Source organism: Dactylosporangium sp. NPDC049742, assembly GCF_040674675.1.
Classification (GTDB): domain Bacteria; phylum Actinomycetota; class Actinomycetes; order Mycobacteriales; family Micromonosporaceae; genus Dactylosporangium; species Dactylosporangium maewongense.
Genome location: NZ_JBFANF010000020.1, coordinates 93,835 through 108,633 on the forward strand (window position 1 = coordinate 93,835; position 14,799 = coordinate 108,633).

Below are 14,799 nucleotides of genomic sequence, written 5' to 3' on the forward strand. Positions count from 1 at the left end.
GGCCTGCGTCCAGCAGTGGGGTGCCCTGGTCCCGTGATCCAAGGACGGTTCTGGTCGCGCGGGCAGCCGGAGCCGTCCTTCGATCATCCGTCGTGTGGGCGAGCCGTGCGGGGTGTGGTGGCCGGGGCGCCTGAGCGGGACGACCGCAGCGCGCCGCCGCGTCCAGCGGCGCGGTGTTCGCCGCCGCCACCGCTGTGATCCAAGGACGGTTCTGGTCGTACGGGCGGCCGGATCCGTCCTTCGATCACCGTGAAGATCGATCTGGGCGCCTGGTGTCGGGGCGGTCGTCCGGCCGCATGTCGTCGCGTTGCTGTCGTGATCCGCAGAACGACAACGCCTTGATCGACAGGGACGTCTGGCTGTCGCCGCAGCCACAGATTCCTGTCGATCAAGGCGGGTCGGGTCGGTGCGGCCTCGTCTAGCTGGCGTAGGCCTCGAGGCGCTTGGCGCGGGACGGGTGGCGGAGCTTCAGGAGGGTGACCTTCTCGATCTGGCGGATGCGCTCGCGGGACAGGCCGAACTCGCGGCCGACCTCGTCGAGGGTGCGCTGGCGGCCGTCGTCGAGGCCGAAGCGGAGCCTGATCACGGCCTGCTCGCGCTGGGAGAGGGTGGAGAGGACGATCTCGACCTCGGACTTGAGCATGCCCTGGGAGACGCTGTCGCCGGGCTCCTCGCGCGGGTCGATGCGGGCGACGAAGTCGCCGAGGGCGCTCTCGCCGTCCTCGCCGACGGCCTGGTCGAGGCTGACCGGCTCGCGGTCGTACGAGATCAGCTCGATGACCTGGTACTCCTCGATGCCCAGGGCGGCGGCGATCTCGGCGACGACCGGCTCGCGGCCGAGGGTGGCGGAGAGGTCGCGGCGGACCCGGACCATGCGGTTGACCTGCTCGACCATGTGCACCGGGATGCGGATGGTGCGGGCCTGGTCGGCCATGGCGCGGGTGATGGCCTGCCGGATCCACCAGGTGGCGTACGTGGAGAACTTGTAGCCCTTGGTGTAGTCGAACTTCTCCGCGGCGCGGATGAGGCCGAGGTTGCCCTCCTGGATGAGGTCCAGGAACGCCATGCCGCGGCCGGTGTACCGCTTGGCGATGCTGACCACCAGGCGCAGGTTGGCCTCGAGCAGGTGAGCCTTGGCGGCGCGGCCCTCGCGGACGACGACCTCGTAGGTGTTCATCCAGGCGGGGTGGACGTCGCCCGCGCTGAGCTTCTCCTCCGCGTAGAGCCCGGCCTCGATCCGCTTGGAGAGGTCGACCTCCTGCTCGGCGGTGAGCAGCTTGGTCCGTCCGATGGTGTTGAGGTATGCGCGAACGAGGTCCGCTGAGACGCCCGTGTTGTCGATCTGGGGCTCGTGCTGCTCGTCGGTCTCGACGTCGACTGCGTTGAACTCCGTGGTGTCACTCAGCGGCTGGGCCACTTCGCTCGCCTCCCGTGTGCAAGTGGCGCGATCATTCCTACGGGAGAAGCTTCGCCCAGCGGGCGTGAAGTGGCGGTGAGGCGGCCGAGCCGTGGCACGAATCCGTGAGTCCTAGATTTCGAGCATCACCGTGTGGGGTCCGACGTTCACGCTCTCGACCAGCATGTGGGTCCGGAAGCGCCCGGTTTCCACCACTGCGCCCCGGTCTCGCAGGTGCTGGCAGAACGCCTCGATGAGCGGCTCCGCCGCCTCCGGGCGGGCGGCGGCGATCCAGGTGGGGCGGCGGCCCTTGCGCGCGTCGCCGTACAGCGTGAACTGCGAGACGACCAGCAGCGGCGCGCCCAGGTCGGCGGCGGACTTCTCCTCGGGAAGGATGCGCAGCTCGTGCACCTTCCGGGCCAGGGTCGCAGCCGTCGTCAAGTCGTCGGTGTGCGTGACGCCGACCAGCACGAGCAGGCCATCGTCGATGGCGCCGACGACGGAACCGGCGACGGTGACCGACGCGCGGCTCACCGTCTGGACGAGCGCCCTCACGAGGCGGGCAGCAGGATGCCGCGCTCCACGAGGTGGGCGACCAGGGGGACCGCCACGTCGGCGAGGACGTCCGGCGGTACATCGTGCGCGGCCGCCAACACGTCGACCTGGTCGCCCAACGTCACGGAGCCGTCGCAGGCGCCGACGAGGGTGAGGGCCACCGGGTCGACCTCCTCCCGCCACCGCAGCCCGTCGGGCAGCGCGAGGACCTGGCGGCCGACCTCCCATCCGTCGGGCCCCTGGGTGGCCTCCTGGCGCAGCGTGAGGCCCGGCGCCGCGGCGAACCGCGTGCCCAGCAGGTCACCCGACCGCAGGAAGTCCTGGCGGGCGAACCAGTCGCCGATCAGCGGCCCGAGCGGCCCGTCGACGGTCTGCCGCAGGTCCTCGATCCGCACCGTCGGGTCGTCGTGGCCGCCGGCGCGCAGCGTGATGAGGCCGAACCCGACCGCGTCGACCTTCCGCGCGTCGAACCAGTCGAGCCAGGCCGCCGCGATGGCCGGCTGCTGCGCGGGGTCGACGGAGGCGTCGGAGAGCCACAGGTTGACGTACGCGACCGGGTCGGACACCTCCCGCTGGATCACCCACGCGTCGAGGCCGGTGCCGGCGAGCCAGTCGGCGACCCGGTCCTCCCACGGCTCGCCGCTGACGTGCAGCCAGTTGGCCAGGAACTGCATGTGACCGCCGTCGGTGAGCAGGCCCGGGGCGGCGGCGACGAGCTCGGCGCAGACCGCGTCCCCGGGGCGGCCGGAGTCACGGTACGTGTGGTCGGTCGTCCCCGGTCCGGCGACGAACGGCGGGTTGCTCACGACCAGGTCGAAGCGGCGCCCGGCGACCGGTGCGGTCATGTCCCCGTGCAGCAGCTCCCAGTCCAGGCCGTTGAGGGCGGCGGTCGTCGCGGCGAAGCGCAGCGCGCGGGGGAGCAGGTCGGTCGCGGTGACCTTCGCCGCGTGCGTCGACAGGTGCAGCGCCTGGACCCCGCAGCCGGTGCCCAGGTCGAGCGCCGTGGCCACCGGGTCGCGCAGGGCGGCGGCGGCGAGCGTGGTGGAGGCGCCGCCGATGCCGAGCACGTGGTCGCCGGGCAGCGGCCGCCCGGGTCGCATCCCGGCGGACAGGTCGGCCACGACCCACCAGTCGCCGTACGGCTCCAGCTCCACCGCTGCCCGTACGCCATCCCCATCCGCTTCCAGGAGCGGCAGCGCGGCCTCGAGCGGCAGGGGATCGAGCGCCTCGGCGACGGCGGACAAGGGCAGGGTCTGGCCGCACACGAAGAGCCGCACGAGGGTGGCGAGCCGGCCGGGCTGCTCCTCGGTGCGCTTGAGCGCGGCGCGGAAGTCGTTGCGGGCGAGGGCGGCCGTCGCGGGCTCACCCAGCAGGTCCCTGATGCCCTGGGAGGTGTACCGGGCGGAGGTCAGCGCCTCACGGAGCCGGGCGAGACCGTCGGCGTCGAGCAGTGCGTCCACCCTGACATCCTGCTACGTCAACGTTGGTCGATTCCTAAACAGGCCACGACGCGCGTGGCGTCGGCGGTGAGGAAGAGCTGGAAGTGCGTCGGCGGGTCCTCGACCTTCGCCTCGCCGATGCGCAGCGGCCGGCCGCCGGCGATCTGCAGCCGGGCGATCGCGTCGTCGCCGCCGAGCATCGGGGTGCCGATCTTCGCCATGTGCTGGGCCCGCCGCGAGTAGCTGCGGGCGAGCTGATCGGCCGGCACGGTGTCGTCCCACACGACGTAGTCCGCGCCGGCCCGGATCGCGTCCTTGCAGGCCACGAACGCTTCCCCCGGCACCTCGTCGAGGAGCCGGAGCAGTGCTTCACGCTCCATGACCTATGTGACCATAAAGCCGGACTTTTCGTTAGCCCCCCGCACGAACTCCGGCGTCAGCTGACGCAGTTCTTCAGCTTCTTGACCACCGCGGCCGGCACGTGCGACCGGCAGGCGCCGTCGGTGCCGCCGGCGATCGCCAGCCACTGCTTCTTCCCGGTGTCGTACTGGAACAGGACCGTCGCCTTGTCCATCGCCTCGGGCTGGGTCACCGCCGTCGCCCAGTCGTCGGCGCAGCTGATGTCGGTCAGCCCCTTGCCGATGTCGACCGCGTTGGAGACGTCGAGGTTCGCCACGAACGCCTTCTCCAGCGTCGCCGCGTCGACCGGGCATCCCGCCTGCGGGCTCGCGCCGGGCTTGGTGGGCGCCGGGCCGGTCTGCGGCGTCAGGGACTCTTGCACGCTGGGTGCCGCGACCGCGCCGTTGTTCGTCGGCGCGTCGTCGGAGCAGCCGGTCAGTGCGAGGGCCGCGGTGGCGGCGACGCACACGAGAAGTCGCTTCATCACACGCGGAATCCTCGGCCCGCCCGCGCGCTGAGACAACCCTCTATCTATCGAGGAACATCCCTACTGCCTCGACGACGAGCGCGTGGTCCTCGGCCTGCGGCAGTCCCGACACGGTCACGACCCCGACGACGCCGACGTCCACGACCCGGATCGGGAACGCGCCGCCGTGCGTGGCGTAGTCGGCCGGGTCGACGCCGTACGCCGCGTCCATCGCCTTGCCCTGCGCGGCCATCCGCCGCCCCACCAGATACGAGGACGCGTTCAGCCGCTCCACGACCCTGATCTTGCGCTCGATCCAGCGGTCGTTGTCGGGTGCCGTGCCGGGCAGCGCCGCGTGGAACAGCTGGTGACCGTGCCGGCGGATGTCGATCGTGATCGGCAGCCCGCGCTCCTTGCCCAGCCGCACCAGCAGCGACCCCAGCGTCCAGGCGTCGTCGTTGTCGAACCGCGTGAACCGCAGCCGCTCCTCCTGCGCCTCGAGCTCGGCGATCAGGTCTTCCACGCAAGGCTCCTCGGTTCGTCGTCGCGGCCACTGTACCGGCGAGCTGCTCTTGTACTGGCGGGCCGCCTTTACTGGCGGGCCGTCGGCGCTCGGTTCGTCGTCGCGGCCACTGTACGGGCGGCGGGGCCAAGTCGGGCGCAAGCGCCTCCCAAGTCACCCCGGCACGATACGGGTATGAGGACTTCGACCTGCAGCCTGTACATCGCCGCCGACCCGGCCCGCGTCTGGCGGGCGATCACCGAGCCCGCCTTCACCCGGCGCTTCTACCTGGGCCTCGCGGTCGACTCGCAGTTCGTCCCGGGCGCGCCCATCGTCTACCGGGCCGCGGCCGGCCCCGTCCCCGACGTGCTGCACGGGCACATCGTGCACGTCGAGGAGGGGCGGCTGCTGGTGCACAACCTGTACACCGGCATCGGCGCGGAACAGGAGGTGCACTGCTGGCTGACGTGGGAGATCACCGCCGCCGAGCCGGGTCTCTGCCGGGTCTCGCTCACCTGCGACGACCTCGACCGCGAGCCCGACCCGGAGCGCGACGACGCCTGGTCGCGGATTCTGAGCCGCCTCAAGTCGGTGCTGGAGGCCGAGCGGTTCACGCCAGGTTCGTGAAGCTGGCCGCGACCTCCCCGCTGGCGTCCAGCACGTCGAGGCGGCCGTGGCTCAGGTTCGCGCTGCGGAACGAGAACGTGCGCACCCCCGCGTCCGCCTCCAGCAGCGGGATGCTGCGGGCCGCCCCGCCCGGCGCCGAGGTGTACCGCAGCCCCGCCACCTCGGCCCCGACCACGCCGTTGACCCGGACCTTCGTCTTCTCCCGCCGGATCATGTACGCGATCGGCTCACCCGCGGCCGGCGCGCCGGTGAAGTAGAAGTAGCGCGGGTTGGTGAGGTCGTCCGCTTCGTAAGCCTTGAACGTCGGGTCGGCGCCGGCCGGCAGCGGCGTGAGCGCGAGCGCCGCGAGCCCCGCCACGGCCGCGACCGCGATCCGCCTCGTCGTGCGGAGCCGCGCGCGCCGGTCGAGCCGCAGCGCGGCGCCCCCGACCCCCGCGACACAGACGGCGGCCAGCCCGAGCGAGCGGGCGTTCTCCAGCAGGAACTGCCAGCCCGGGTACAGCGCCACACCGCGCAGCACGACCCCCAGCGACAGCGTCATCACGACCAGCAGCACGACCCCGGCCACCCGCCGCCACGCCCCCTCGGCCGCGACCAGCAGCATCGCCGCGAGCACCGTCCACACCTGGTGGTGCGTCCACGACACCGGCGACGCGGCCACGGTCGCGCAGCCCACCAGGACCGCCGCCCGCACCGGCTCACCGTGCAGGTGCAGCGCCCTGGCCCGCAGCAGCGCGGCCCCGCAGATCGCCGCGATCAGCACCGCCCACACGACCGGCAGCGTCGCGGGGGACAGCCCGATCCGCAGCAGCATCCCGTGCACCGACTGGTTGCCCAGCGAGGCGAGGTCGCCGATGCGCGATGTCTGGAAGATGGTGCCGCCCCAGTACCGCACGCTGGCCCCCGGCATGAGCACCGCCGCGACCCCCGCGCACGCCACGAACGCCACCCCCGCCCGCGCCGCGTCCCTGTACCGCCGCGCCGCCAGGAAGTACACGACGAACAGCAGCGGCGTGAGCTTGATCGCCGCCGCCACCCCGACCAGAATCCCCCGGAACCGCGCCGGCACCACCTGCCCCGCATCGACCAGCGCCAGCAGCACGATGAAGATGCTCACCTGCCCGAACCGCAGGTTGCTCTGCACCGGCGCCGACACCAGCAACGCCGTGGCCACCCCCGCCGCCATCAGCCCCCGCGTGAAGAACCGGCTCCCCACGCCTCCGCCGCTCTGCGCCGCGGTGCCTGTCGCGGCCGCGCCGCCGGTCGCGGTGCGGGCTGCGGTGCCGGGCGCGGCGCCGGTCGCGGTGCGGGCTGCGGTGCGGGCTGCGGCGCCTGTCGCGGTGCTGGATCTGGTCACCGTGCGGGCGATGGCGATCACGGCCGCGCAGGTCATCGCCAGCCACAGCACGCCGAGGGTCGCCTCGGGCAGCATGCTCAGCGGCCGGAAGAGCACCATCGCGAACGGCGGGTACGTGAACGGCCCCCCGTTCTCGGCCACGTAGTCGTAGAGCGGCCCGTCGAACTTCGCCGCCCCGTAGTAGATGTGCAGGTCCGACAGGCGCTGCGCATCAGGCCGCCGCCACACCAGCGCGGCCGACACCGCCGCGATCCCCCCGAACACGGCCCACGCCGCGACCACCCTGCGCTCGAACATCGCACCAGGCTATGGCGCCCGATCAACCCCGGCGGCCCCCCGCTCATCAGCGTTTCCCGAGGTAGCGACCCTGTCCCGGCGCCGGGACACCCCTGCCCTTGTCCGGAACGCTACAACCGCCCGGTGGCCGCGCTCACAGGACGAGCACCGAAGCGCTCGGGACCGGCGGTCAGAACGGAGGCTCCGACGTGAACTGCGAGACCCAGCGCTCGACCTCGTCGAGGGTTGCCGGCCGCGCCGCACCGAGCGCGCGACCGGTGAGGCGTTGTCGCGAGATCGCGCGAACGTACTCCGGCATGACGAAACTCGGCTCGGTGTGCAGGCCGGCCTCGCGCCCGAGGGGGATGTGGTGCCGAAGCCGCCGGTCGCGCGAGGTGATCGGCGCGACGACCGCCATCTCGATGGGCCACGCGTGATAGCCCGCCGGGGACAGCACCAGCACCGGCCGGCGCCCGCCCTGCTCATGGCCGATGACGGGACTGAGGTCGGCGATGAGCACGTCGCCCCGACGGATCACGGGTTGAGCTCCGGGAACTCGGCCCGCGCGTCGCCGAGGCCGTCGCCCGAGGTCAGGTCCCACAGACGACCCTCGGCGAGATACTCGGCGAAGCCGGCCGGGTCCTCCTTCTCCAGCCGCTCGTAGTCGAGCGTGGCCTGGCGCATCGCCTCTTCCCGCTCCAGCCTTCGCGCGGTCTCCTCGAGCAGGGCGAACATCGTCGTGTTGCGACTCGCGGCGACGGCCGCGAACACGTCCCTCGCCTCGGTCGACACGCTGACCGTCGTCTTCGCCATAGTCAACACTATAGCGCTCCCCATATGTATGGCCACATGGCCACTCGCTTTAGACATCCAGCGTTTCCGCGGTCAACTCCGATCGGTTGCCGTCGAGCAGGGCGTCGTCGGTGACGCCCTGCTCTCTGCTCCCTGCTCGGCCCTTCAGCATCCGGGGAGGGCCCGGTACAGCTTGACGGAGACGGCCGCGAGCCAGGTCCAGATGACGATCACGGCCGCGACGAAGCCCAGGGTCAGGGCCGGCGCGTTGTTGCCGGAGGCGATGCCGGCGAAACCGGCGAGGAACAGCACGCCCGAGACCCGGCTGTACACGGCCCAGCCCTTGCCGCCCTCGCGGCCGAAGTGGCGGGCGACGACGAAGCACGCCACGATCACGCAGAGGAAGCCGATGCCGCCCGCGGCGAGGTGCCCGATGCCGTGCCAGCTCACCGTGCCCGGTCCTTCAGGTGTACCGGCGGGGAAGCCCATCGCCGGGTCGGCCCGCAATGCGCCGGCCGCTACGAGGCTCGCCCCGTAGACCGCCACGAGCCGCGCCGCCCACGGGCTTCCCGGCAGCGCACGGTGCAGCCCGACGGCGGCCGCGATCACCATCAGGCCGGTCAGGACGAAGTTGGTGATCTGGATCCAGCCGAGATCGCCGTTGGACAGCAGGCTCCAGGCGTGCCGGGTCAGGTCGAACCCGTCGCGGGTCAGCGCCTGCGCGAGGCTGACGCCGACGTAGAACGGCCCGGCGAGCACGCCGTAACCGAGCAGCGACCGGGTGACCCGGTTGGCGCGGATGTGGTCCGGGACGGTGGTAGTGGTCATGGCGGGGGTCCTTCCTTCGTGGTGGCCTGTCACCCGTCTCTCGAACGACCGCCCCACGATCCGACACGACGCCAATGTGACGCCGGTCACATCTCATGCTGCGGCGTCATCGACGCGCGGTGGCCCGTGGAGAAGCGGGCCAATACCTGGGTGCAGGACAAAGACTCGTACAACCCGGAGCTGCCACCGTTCTGAGACGGGCTGGCAAGGCAAGATGTACGCATGCCGTTCTCGTTGCCGATTCCCGCTGAGGCGAATGCGCTGCTCGACCGGGACCCGCTGGCGTTGTTGGTCGGGATGACGCTGGATCAGCAGATTCCGCTGGAAAAGGCGTTCTCGTCGCCGTGGGTGCTTTCGCAGCGGTTGGGGCATGAGCCGACGGCGCAGGAGCTGGCGGAGTTCGAGCCCGACGCGCTGGTGGAGATCTTCGCGACGCCGCCGGCGCTGCACCGGTTTCCGAAGGCGATGGCGGCCCGGGTGCAGGAGGTGTGCCGGGTGCTCGTGGACCGGTACGACGGGGACACCGCCGCGATGTGGACCGGTGTCGGCTCCGGGGGCGAGCTGCTGCGGCGGGTGCAGGCGCTGCCGGGCTTCGGCAAGCAGAAGGCGCAGATCTTCGTGGCGCTGCTCGGCAAGCAGTACGACGTCCAGCCCGACGGCTGGCGTGAGGCGGCCGGCGGATACGGCGAGGTCGGCTCGCACCGCTCCGTCGCCGACATCGTCGACGGCGACTCCCTCGGAAAGGTCAGGGAGTTCAAGAAACTGATGAAGGCGGCGGCGAAAGCACCGGGTGCGTCGGGGCGGCCGGGGTCGTAATGTGCCTAACGTGCTGAAGGGTTTCAAGGACTTTATCTCGCGCGGCAATGTCATCGAGCTTGCCGTCGCCGTCGTCATCGGGGCCGCGTTCAACGACGTGGTCAAAGCCTTCACGGACGGCTTCCTGCAACCGCTGATCAAGCTGACCGGCGGCATCGGGGTCGACGACAAGAACCAGGGGCTGAAGATCGGGTCGCAGTTCCTGGCGTGGCCGTCGTTCCTGAACTCGGTGATCGCGTTCCTGCTGACCGCGGCGACCGTCTACTTCCTCGTGGTGCTGCCGATGAACAAGCTGGCCGAGCGGCGCAAGCGGGGCATCGAGCCCGAGCCGGCCGCGCCCGCCGAAGACATCCGGCTGCTGACCGAGATCCGCGACCTGCTCGCGACCGGCAGCGTCAACCGGCCGACCGACCCCAGCGGCGGCGCGCATGCGGCGCCGGTGAAGCCGTCCGACACCTGATCCGCGAAACGTGGCAGACTCGGTGGTGATGATGGGACGCAGGCAGAAACCGCAGCTGATCACCACCGCCGAGCGTTCGCCTGAGCAGGAGCTTCGATCCCGCGAGCGGCGGTATGTGGCGATGATGCTGCTGCGCGGCCTCTGCGTGATCGTCGCGGCGGTGCTGGTCACGGCGAAGGTGCCGCTGCTGTGGCTGTGGCTGAGCCTGCTGGTGGCCGGGGCGCTGGTCCTGCCGTGGGCGGCGGTGCTGCTCGCCAACGACCGGGGGCCGCGGCCCGAGCACCTGCTCCGCAACAAACTGCAGTCCCGGCGGCAGCCGCAGCAGTCGCACCCCGATCCGGCCCACGCGCTCAGCGACCGCGAGCACGCGGAGCCCAAGGAGCCCAAGGTCATCGACGGCTGAGCCGACGGCCCCTGGGCGGCCAGGGGCCGGGCGCGGCACTACGGCCGGCCGCCGACCTTGGACACCGCCAGGGCGCGGAGCTACGGGCGGCTGCCGACCTTGGACACCGCCAGGGTGCGGAGCTACGGGCGGCCGCCGACCTTGGAGACCGCCAGGGCGCCGAGCCGGGCGCCGCCGGCCAGCGCGTCCGCGGGCGACGCGCCGGTGAGCCACGCCGCCAGAAACCCCGCGGCGAACGCGTCGCCGGCGCCGGTCGGGTCGATCACCCGCGCGACCGGCGCCGCCGGTACATGGACGGGTGCGGCGGAAGGTCCGGCCCAGGTCGCCCCGGCCGCCCCCGACTTCACCACCACGGCGCCGGCCCGGTCCAGCAGCGCCGTCGCCAGCGAGGCCGCGGTGCCGTTTCCGGCGAGGACCTGCGCCTCGTCCAGGTTGGCGAAGAGCAGGTCGACATCCGGTACCGACGCCCAGAACGACGACCCGAGGCGCTGCAGCGGCGCGGCCGACGCGGCGTCGAGGCTGGTCGTGAGGCCGCGGCGGCGCGCCTCGACCAGCGCGTGACGGCCGGCGGGCGCGCAGTCGGGGTCGAACAGGACATACGCGGACAGGTGCAGGTGCCTGGCGCCGGGTGTCGCGGCGAGCGCCAGATCGAGGGCGCGGTCGACGTCGGCGGGGGACAGGAGCTGGTTGGCGCCCCGGTCGGTGAACATCGTCCGCTCCGCGTCGGAGGCGAGCACCACCACCGTCCCGGTCGCGACCTCCGGCACGCGGCGGACGGTGGTCGTGACGCCCGCCGCGACCAGCTCGGCCAGGCGCGCGGAGCCGGGCTCGTCGTCGCCGGCGACCCCCGCGAACACCACCGGGTGCCCGACGGAGCCGAGCCAGGCGGCCGTGTTGGCCGCGGACCCGCCGCCCCGGATCGCGACCGAGGCGAGCGTGTCGGAGCCGATGGCGAGGGGCCCCTCGTGGACCGTGACGATGTCGGTGACCACGTCACCGACGACGACGACCGTCACAGCGCCGCGGCGATGCGGGCCGCCAGGTCGGCGTTGCGCAGGATGATCCTCACGTTCACGTCCAGCGAGCGGCCCTCGGTGGCGGCGTGGAAGTGCGACAGCAGGTGGGGGGTGACGTCCTTGCCCGTCACGTGGTCGCGCTCCAGGCCGGCGAGGCCCTCGGCGAGGACGCGGTCGTGCAGGTCGGGGTCGAGCTGCTCGTCGGCCGGCAGCGGGTTGGCGATGATCGTCGCCCCCTGGTGTACCGCCTGAGCCCGGGCCGCCCGCACGATGGCCGCCGCTCCGGCCGGGTCGTCGACGGACCAGTCCAGATCGAACCCGCCGTCGGTGAGGTAGAAGCCGGGGAAGCGGCGGGTCCCGTACCCCACGACGCTCACGCCCAGCGTCTCCAGCCGCTCCAACGTGGCGCCGACGTCCAGGATCGACTTCACCCCGGCGCAGACCACGGTGATCGGCAGCCGGGACAGCGCCGTCAGGTCGGCCGACTCGTCGAACGTCGTGCCCGCGCCGCGGTGCACCCCGCCGAGCCCGCCCGTGGCGAAGACCGCGATGCCGGCCGCGACCGCGATCGCCGAGGTCGCCGCCACCGTCGTCGCGCCGTCGGCCCGTCCCGCCGCGGCGGGGGCCAGGTCGCGCACGGAGAGCTTCACGACGTCGTCGCTGCCGGCCAGGTGCACGATCTCCTCGTCGGACAGGCCGACCACGATCTCGCCGCCGAGCATGCCGATCGTCGCGGGGACGGCGCCCGCGGCCCGCACGGTCGCCTCGATGTCCCTCGCGACGGTCAGGTTCGACGGCCGGGGCAGCCCGTGCGAGATGATGGTGCTTTCCAGCGCGACGACCGGCGAGCCGGCCTCCCTGGCCGCCGCGACCTCGGCACCGTAACGGATGGCATGGTTGATCACCACGCAACGATAACCCCGCTCGCCGTGCGGCATCGTGGCCGTCGGCCTGGCAGACTGGGACCGTGACAACGACTCCCGAGACTCCAGGCGGTGGCGGCTCGACGCTCACGGACGAGCGCGTCGAGGAGCAGACCGACTATCGCTACGACGCCGGCGACCACGAGAAGTTCTCGCACTACGCGCCCAAGGACAAGATCATGCAGGCCATGATCGAGGGCACGCCGGTGCGGGCGCTGTGCGGCAAGCTGTGGGTCCCGTCGCGCGACCCGAGCCGGTTCCCGGTTTGTCCGGTCTGCAAGGACATCTACGAAAACGTCGTGCAGAACGACGACCCGTCCTGACGGTCGTCCTCCTCTCACAGTGACGTTCGGCGCGGATCGGCACCTGGCCCGTCCGCGCCCGCTAGGCTGAGCAACGCCTTCGCGGTCCACCAGACCCGGAGGCGTTTCCGTGTGGGTTCATGGTCCTCGAGGGGGTGCCGCATGCCGCCGCGTCCGGTGGTGCAGGCAGGACAGACGCTCCGGGTGTGGCAGCGCAAGGCATTGATGGAGTACCTGCGCGGCAAGCGCGAGGACTTCCTCGCCGTCGCCACGCCCGGCGCCGGCAAGACGACGTTCGCCCTGCGGATCGCCCTGGAGCTGTTCGCCGACGGCACCATCGACAACGTCACGGTCGTCACGCCGACCGAGCACCTGAAGAAGCAGTGGGCGGAGGCGGCCGCCCGCGTCGGGATCGACCTCGACCCGGGCTTCCGCAATGCCGACGTGCACACGTCCTCCGACTTCCACGGCACGGTCGTCACCTACGCGCAGGTCGGCATCGCTCCGGAGGTACACAAGCGGCGAACGATCACGAGAAGAACCCTTGTCGTCCTGGACGAGATCCACCACGCCGGCGACTCGAAGTCGTGGGGCGACGGCGTCAAGGCCGCGTTCGAGCCCGCCGTGCGGCGGCTGATGCTGACCGGCACCCCGTTCCGGTCCGACGAGAACCCGATCCCGTTCGTGCAGTACGAGCGGGGCAACGACGGCATCGCCCGCTCCCGCTCCGACACCACCTACGGCTACGCGGAGGCCCTCGCCGACGGCGTCGTGCGGCCCGTCATCTTCCTCGCCTACTCGGGTGAGACGCGCTGGCGCACCTCCGCCGGCGACGAGCTGGCCGCCCGCCTCGGCGAGCCGATGACCCAGGACCTCATCGCCCAGGCGTGGCGCACCGCCCTCGACCCGACCGGCGACTGGATGTCGCAGGTCCTGCGCGCCGCCGACGCCCGCCTGCAGGTGCTGCGCGGCGGCGGCATGCCCGACGCGGGCGGCCTCGTCATCGCCAGCGACCAGACCGCCGCCCGCGCCTACGCGAGGGTCCTCGGCGAGATCACCGGCGAGAAGGCGGTCGTGGTCCTCTCCGACGACCAGGGCTCCTCCGGCCGCATCGCCTCGTTCGCCGCGTCGCAGGAGCGCTGGATGGTCGCCGTCCGGATGGTCTCCGAAGGCGTCGACATCCCGCGCCTGGCCGTCGGCGTGTACGCCACCAGCGCCTCCACCCCGCTCTTCTTCGCCCAGGCGATCGGCCGCTTCGTGCGCGCCCGCGGCACCAACGAGACCGCGACCGTCTTCGTGCCGAGCGTGCCGCACCTGCTGGGGCTCGCCTCCGAGATGGAGGCGCAGCGCAACCACGTCCTCGGCGCCCCGAAGACGAAGGAAGGCTTCGAGGACGACCTGCTGGAGCGCGCCCAGCGGGAGGAGAAGGTCGGCGACGACCTGCTGAAGAGCTTCGAGGCCCTCTCCGCGACGGCCGAGCTCGACCAGGTCATCTTCGACGGGACCGCCTTCGGTGTGCCGGCGCAGAGCGGTTCCGCCGAGGAGGAGGAGTACCTGGGGCTGCCCGGTCTGCTCACCGCCGACCAGGTGTCCACGCTGCTCAACAAGCGCCAGGCCGAGCAGCTCGCGGCCGAGAAGCGCCGGGCCCCGGCCGCCGCCGCCACCATGGCTCCCGAACCCCCGAAAACCGCCGGCGAGCGCCGCATCGTCCTGCGCCGCCAGCTGAACACCCTGGTCGCCGCCCACCACCACCGCACCAACCTGCCCCATGGCAAGATCCACGCCGAGCTCCGCCGCCTCTGCGGCGGCCCCCCGAGCGCCCAGGCGACGATCGAGCAGCTCGAGGAGCGGATCGCCACCATCCAGACCATGTGACCGCAGCCCGCCGTTGATCGAGTAGCGGATCCGGCCGTGATGGCGACCGGATCCGCTACTCGATCAAGGCAGCACCCGCGCTCTGTGCCGCTCGGCCCGGGGTGAGGATGCGATCGGTCGCGTTTGAGCCCTCGCCCGCCGGTGAGAATGCGCGTTGGTGAAGCGAGCAGCGGCGCGGTCGGGTCGTCGCCGTTGCCGGTGGTGATCGAAGGATGGGTCTGGTCGTCCGGGCGACCACGGCGGTCCTTCGATCATGGCGGCGACGGGTGCCGTGGTGGTTCTTGCCGTCGTGGTGGTGCGATTGGTCGCGTTTGGGGCGATATCGCCGCTGGGGTCGCGCGCTGGGGGAGTGGGTGGCGGCGTGGTC

The 14,799-nt window shown here is 72.0% G+C and carries 18 protein-coding genes; 6 read left to right on the forward strand and 12 right to left on the reverse strand.

Annotated elements, in window-relative coordinates; translation table 11 throughout:
- Positions 1-418: 418 nt before the first annotated feature.
- The 6 genes from sigB to AB0J72_RS24545 all read right to left on the reverse strand — a co-directional run bounded on the left by sigB (position 419) and on the right by AB0J72_RS24545 (position 4,778).
- Entirely contained in the window at positions 419-1,417 is a 999-nt protein-coding gene (sigB, locus tag AB0J72_RS24520; protein WP_344503211.1) for an RNA polymerase sigma factor SigB, read from the reverse strand.
- Positions 1,418-1,528: 111 nt separating this feature from the next.
- The gene (dtd, locus tag AB0J72_RS24525; protein WP_360558392.1) at positions 1,529-1,951 is read right to left on the reverse strand and encodes a D-aminoacyl-tRNA deacylase; all 423 of its coding nucleotides are present in this window, start codon (positions 1,949-1,951) and stop codon (positions 1,529-1,531) included.
- A complete protein-coding gene (locus AB0J72_RS24530; protein ID WP_363402350.1) occupies positions 1,948-3,411 on the reverse strand; it encodes a methyltransferase in 1,464 nt (487 codons plus the stop codon). The genes dtd and AB0J72_RS24530 overlap by 4 nt, the downstream gene beginning before the upstream one ends.
- Before the next feature lie 17 nt (positions 3,412-3,428).
- On the reverse strand, positions 3,429-3,770 hold the full coding sequence (locus AB0J72_RS24535; RefSeq protein ID WP_363402351.1) for a hypothetical protein: 342 nt from the start codon (positions 3,768-3,770) through the stop codon (positions 3,429-3,431).
- A 56-nt stretch (positions 3,771-3,826) separates the two neighbouring features.
- Positions 3,827-4,273 (reverse strand): hypothetical protein, encoded by a 447-nt coding sequence (locus AB0J72_RS24540; protein ID WP_344503207.1) that lies wholly within the window; start codon positions 4,271-4,273, stop codon positions 3,827-3,829.
- Positions 4,274-4,316: 43 nt separating this feature from the next.
- Complete coding sequence (locus AB0J72_RS24545; RefSeq protein ID WP_363402353.1) at positions 4,317-4,778, reverse strand: heme-degrading domain-containing protein; 462 nt, start codon at positions 4,776-4,778, stop codon at positions 4,317-4,319.
- A gap of 174 nt (positions 4,779-4,952) precedes the next feature.
- On the opposite strand from AB0J72_RS24545, the gene AB0J72_RS24550 reads away from it, so the two are divergent.
- Positions 4,953-5,384: an SRPBCC domain-containing protein gene (locus AB0J72_RS24550; RefSeq protein ID WP_363402355.1), complete on the forward strand. Its 432-nt coding sequence runs from the start codon at positions 4,953-4,955 to the stop codon at positions 5,382-5,384.
- Here AB0J72_RS24550 and AB0J72_RS24555 read toward each other — a convergent pair.
- The 4 genes from AB0J72_RS24555 to AB0J72_RS24570 all read right to left on the reverse strand — a co-directional run bounded on the left by AB0J72_RS24555 (position 5,368) and on the right by AB0J72_RS24570 (position 8,637).
- The gene (locus AB0J72_RS24555; RefSeq protein WP_363402357.1) at positions 5,368-7,038 is read right to left on the reverse strand and encodes a glycosyltransferase 87 family protein; all 1,671 of its coding nucleotides are present in this window, start codon (positions 7,036-7,038) and stop codon (positions 5,368-5,370) included. The two genes, AB0J72_RS24550 and AB0J72_RS24555, sit on opposite strands and share 17 nt — an antisense overlap.
- A 169-nt stretch (positions 7,039-7,207) precedes the next feature.
- On the reverse strand, positions 7,208-7,537 hold the full coding sequence (locus AB0J72_RS24560; protein WP_363402359.1) for a type II toxin-antitoxin system PemK/MazF family toxin: 330 nt from the start codon (positions 7,535-7,537) through the stop codon (positions 7,208-7,210).
- Between the two features lie 14 nt (positions 7,538-7,551).
- On the reverse strand, positions 7,552-7,830 hold the full coding sequence (locus AB0J72_RS24565; protein ID WP_363402361.1) for a hypothetical protein: 279 nt from the start codon (positions 7,828-7,830) through the stop codon (positions 7,552-7,554).
- Between the two features lie 144 nt (positions 7,831-7,974).
- On the reverse strand, positions 7,975-8,637 hold the full coding sequence (locus AB0J72_RS24570) for a DUF998 domain-containing protein (RefSeq protein WP_363402363.1): 663 nt from the start codon (positions 8,635-8,637) through the stop codon (positions 7,975-7,977).
- Positions 8,638-8,859: 222 nt separating this feature from the next.
- On the opposite strand from AB0J72_RS24570, the gene AB0J72_RS24575 reads away from it, so the two are divergent.
- The 3 genes from AB0J72_RS24575 to AB0J72_RS24585 are packed head-to-tail and all read left to right on the forward strand — an operon-like array spanning position 8,860 to position 10,316.
- On the forward strand, positions 8,860-9,453 hold the full coding sequence (locus tag AB0J72_RS24575) for an HhH-GPD-type base excision DNA repair protein (RefSeq protein ID WP_363402364.1): 594 nt from the start codon (positions 8,860-8,862) through the stop codon (positions 9,451-9,453).
- Positions 9,428-9,913, forward strand: coding sequence for a large conductance mechanosensitive channel protein MscL (gene mscL / locus AB0J72_RS24580; RefSeq protein WP_363402366.1), 486 nt, complete (start codon positions 9,428-9,430; stop codon positions 9,911-9,913). The genes AB0J72_RS24575 and mscL overlap by 26 nt, the downstream gene beginning before the upstream one ends.
- Positions 9,914-9,941: 28 nt before the next feature.
- Positions 9,942-10,316, forward strand: coding sequence for a DUF3099 domain-containing protein (locus tag AB0J72_RS24585; protein ID WP_363402368.1), 375 nt, complete (start codon positions 9,942-9,944; stop codon positions 10,314-10,316).
- A 122-nt stretch (positions 10,317-10,438) separates the two neighbouring features.
- Here the strand turns inward: AB0J72_RS24585 and AB0J72_RS24590 are convergent, their stop codons facing one another.
- Both AB0J72_RS24590 and AB0J72_RS24595 read right to left on the reverse strand, forming a co-directional pair.
- Positions 10,439-11,332: a PfkB family carbohydrate kinase gene (locus AB0J72_RS24590; protein ID WP_363402370.1), complete on the reverse strand. Its 894-nt coding sequence runs from the start codon at positions 11,330-11,332 to the stop codon at positions 10,439-10,441.
- On the reverse strand, positions 11,329-12,270 hold the full coding sequence (locus AB0J72_RS24595) for a pseudouridine-5'-phosphate glycosidase (RefSeq protein ID WP_363402372.1): 942 nt from the start codon (positions 12,268-12,270) through the stop codon (positions 11,329-11,331). The genes AB0J72_RS24590 and AB0J72_RS24595 overlap by 4 nt, the downstream gene beginning before the upstream one ends.
- A 29-nt stretch (positions 12,271-12,299) precedes the next feature.
- On the opposite strand from AB0J72_RS24595, the gene AB0J72_RS24600 reads away from it, so the two are divergent.
- Complete coding sequence (locus AB0J72_RS24600) at positions 12,300-12,578, forward strand: DUF3039 domain-containing protein (RefSeq protein ID WP_360558369.1); 279 nt, start codon at positions 12,300-12,302, stop codon at positions 12,576-12,578.
- Positions 12,579-12,719: 141 nt separating this feature from the next.
- Entirely contained in the window at positions 12,720-14,432 is a 1,713-nt protein-coding gene (locus AB0J72_RS24605) for a DEAD/DEAH box helicase (protein ID WP_363402374.1), read from the forward strand.
- Positions 14,433-14,799 lie beyond the last annotated feature (367 nt).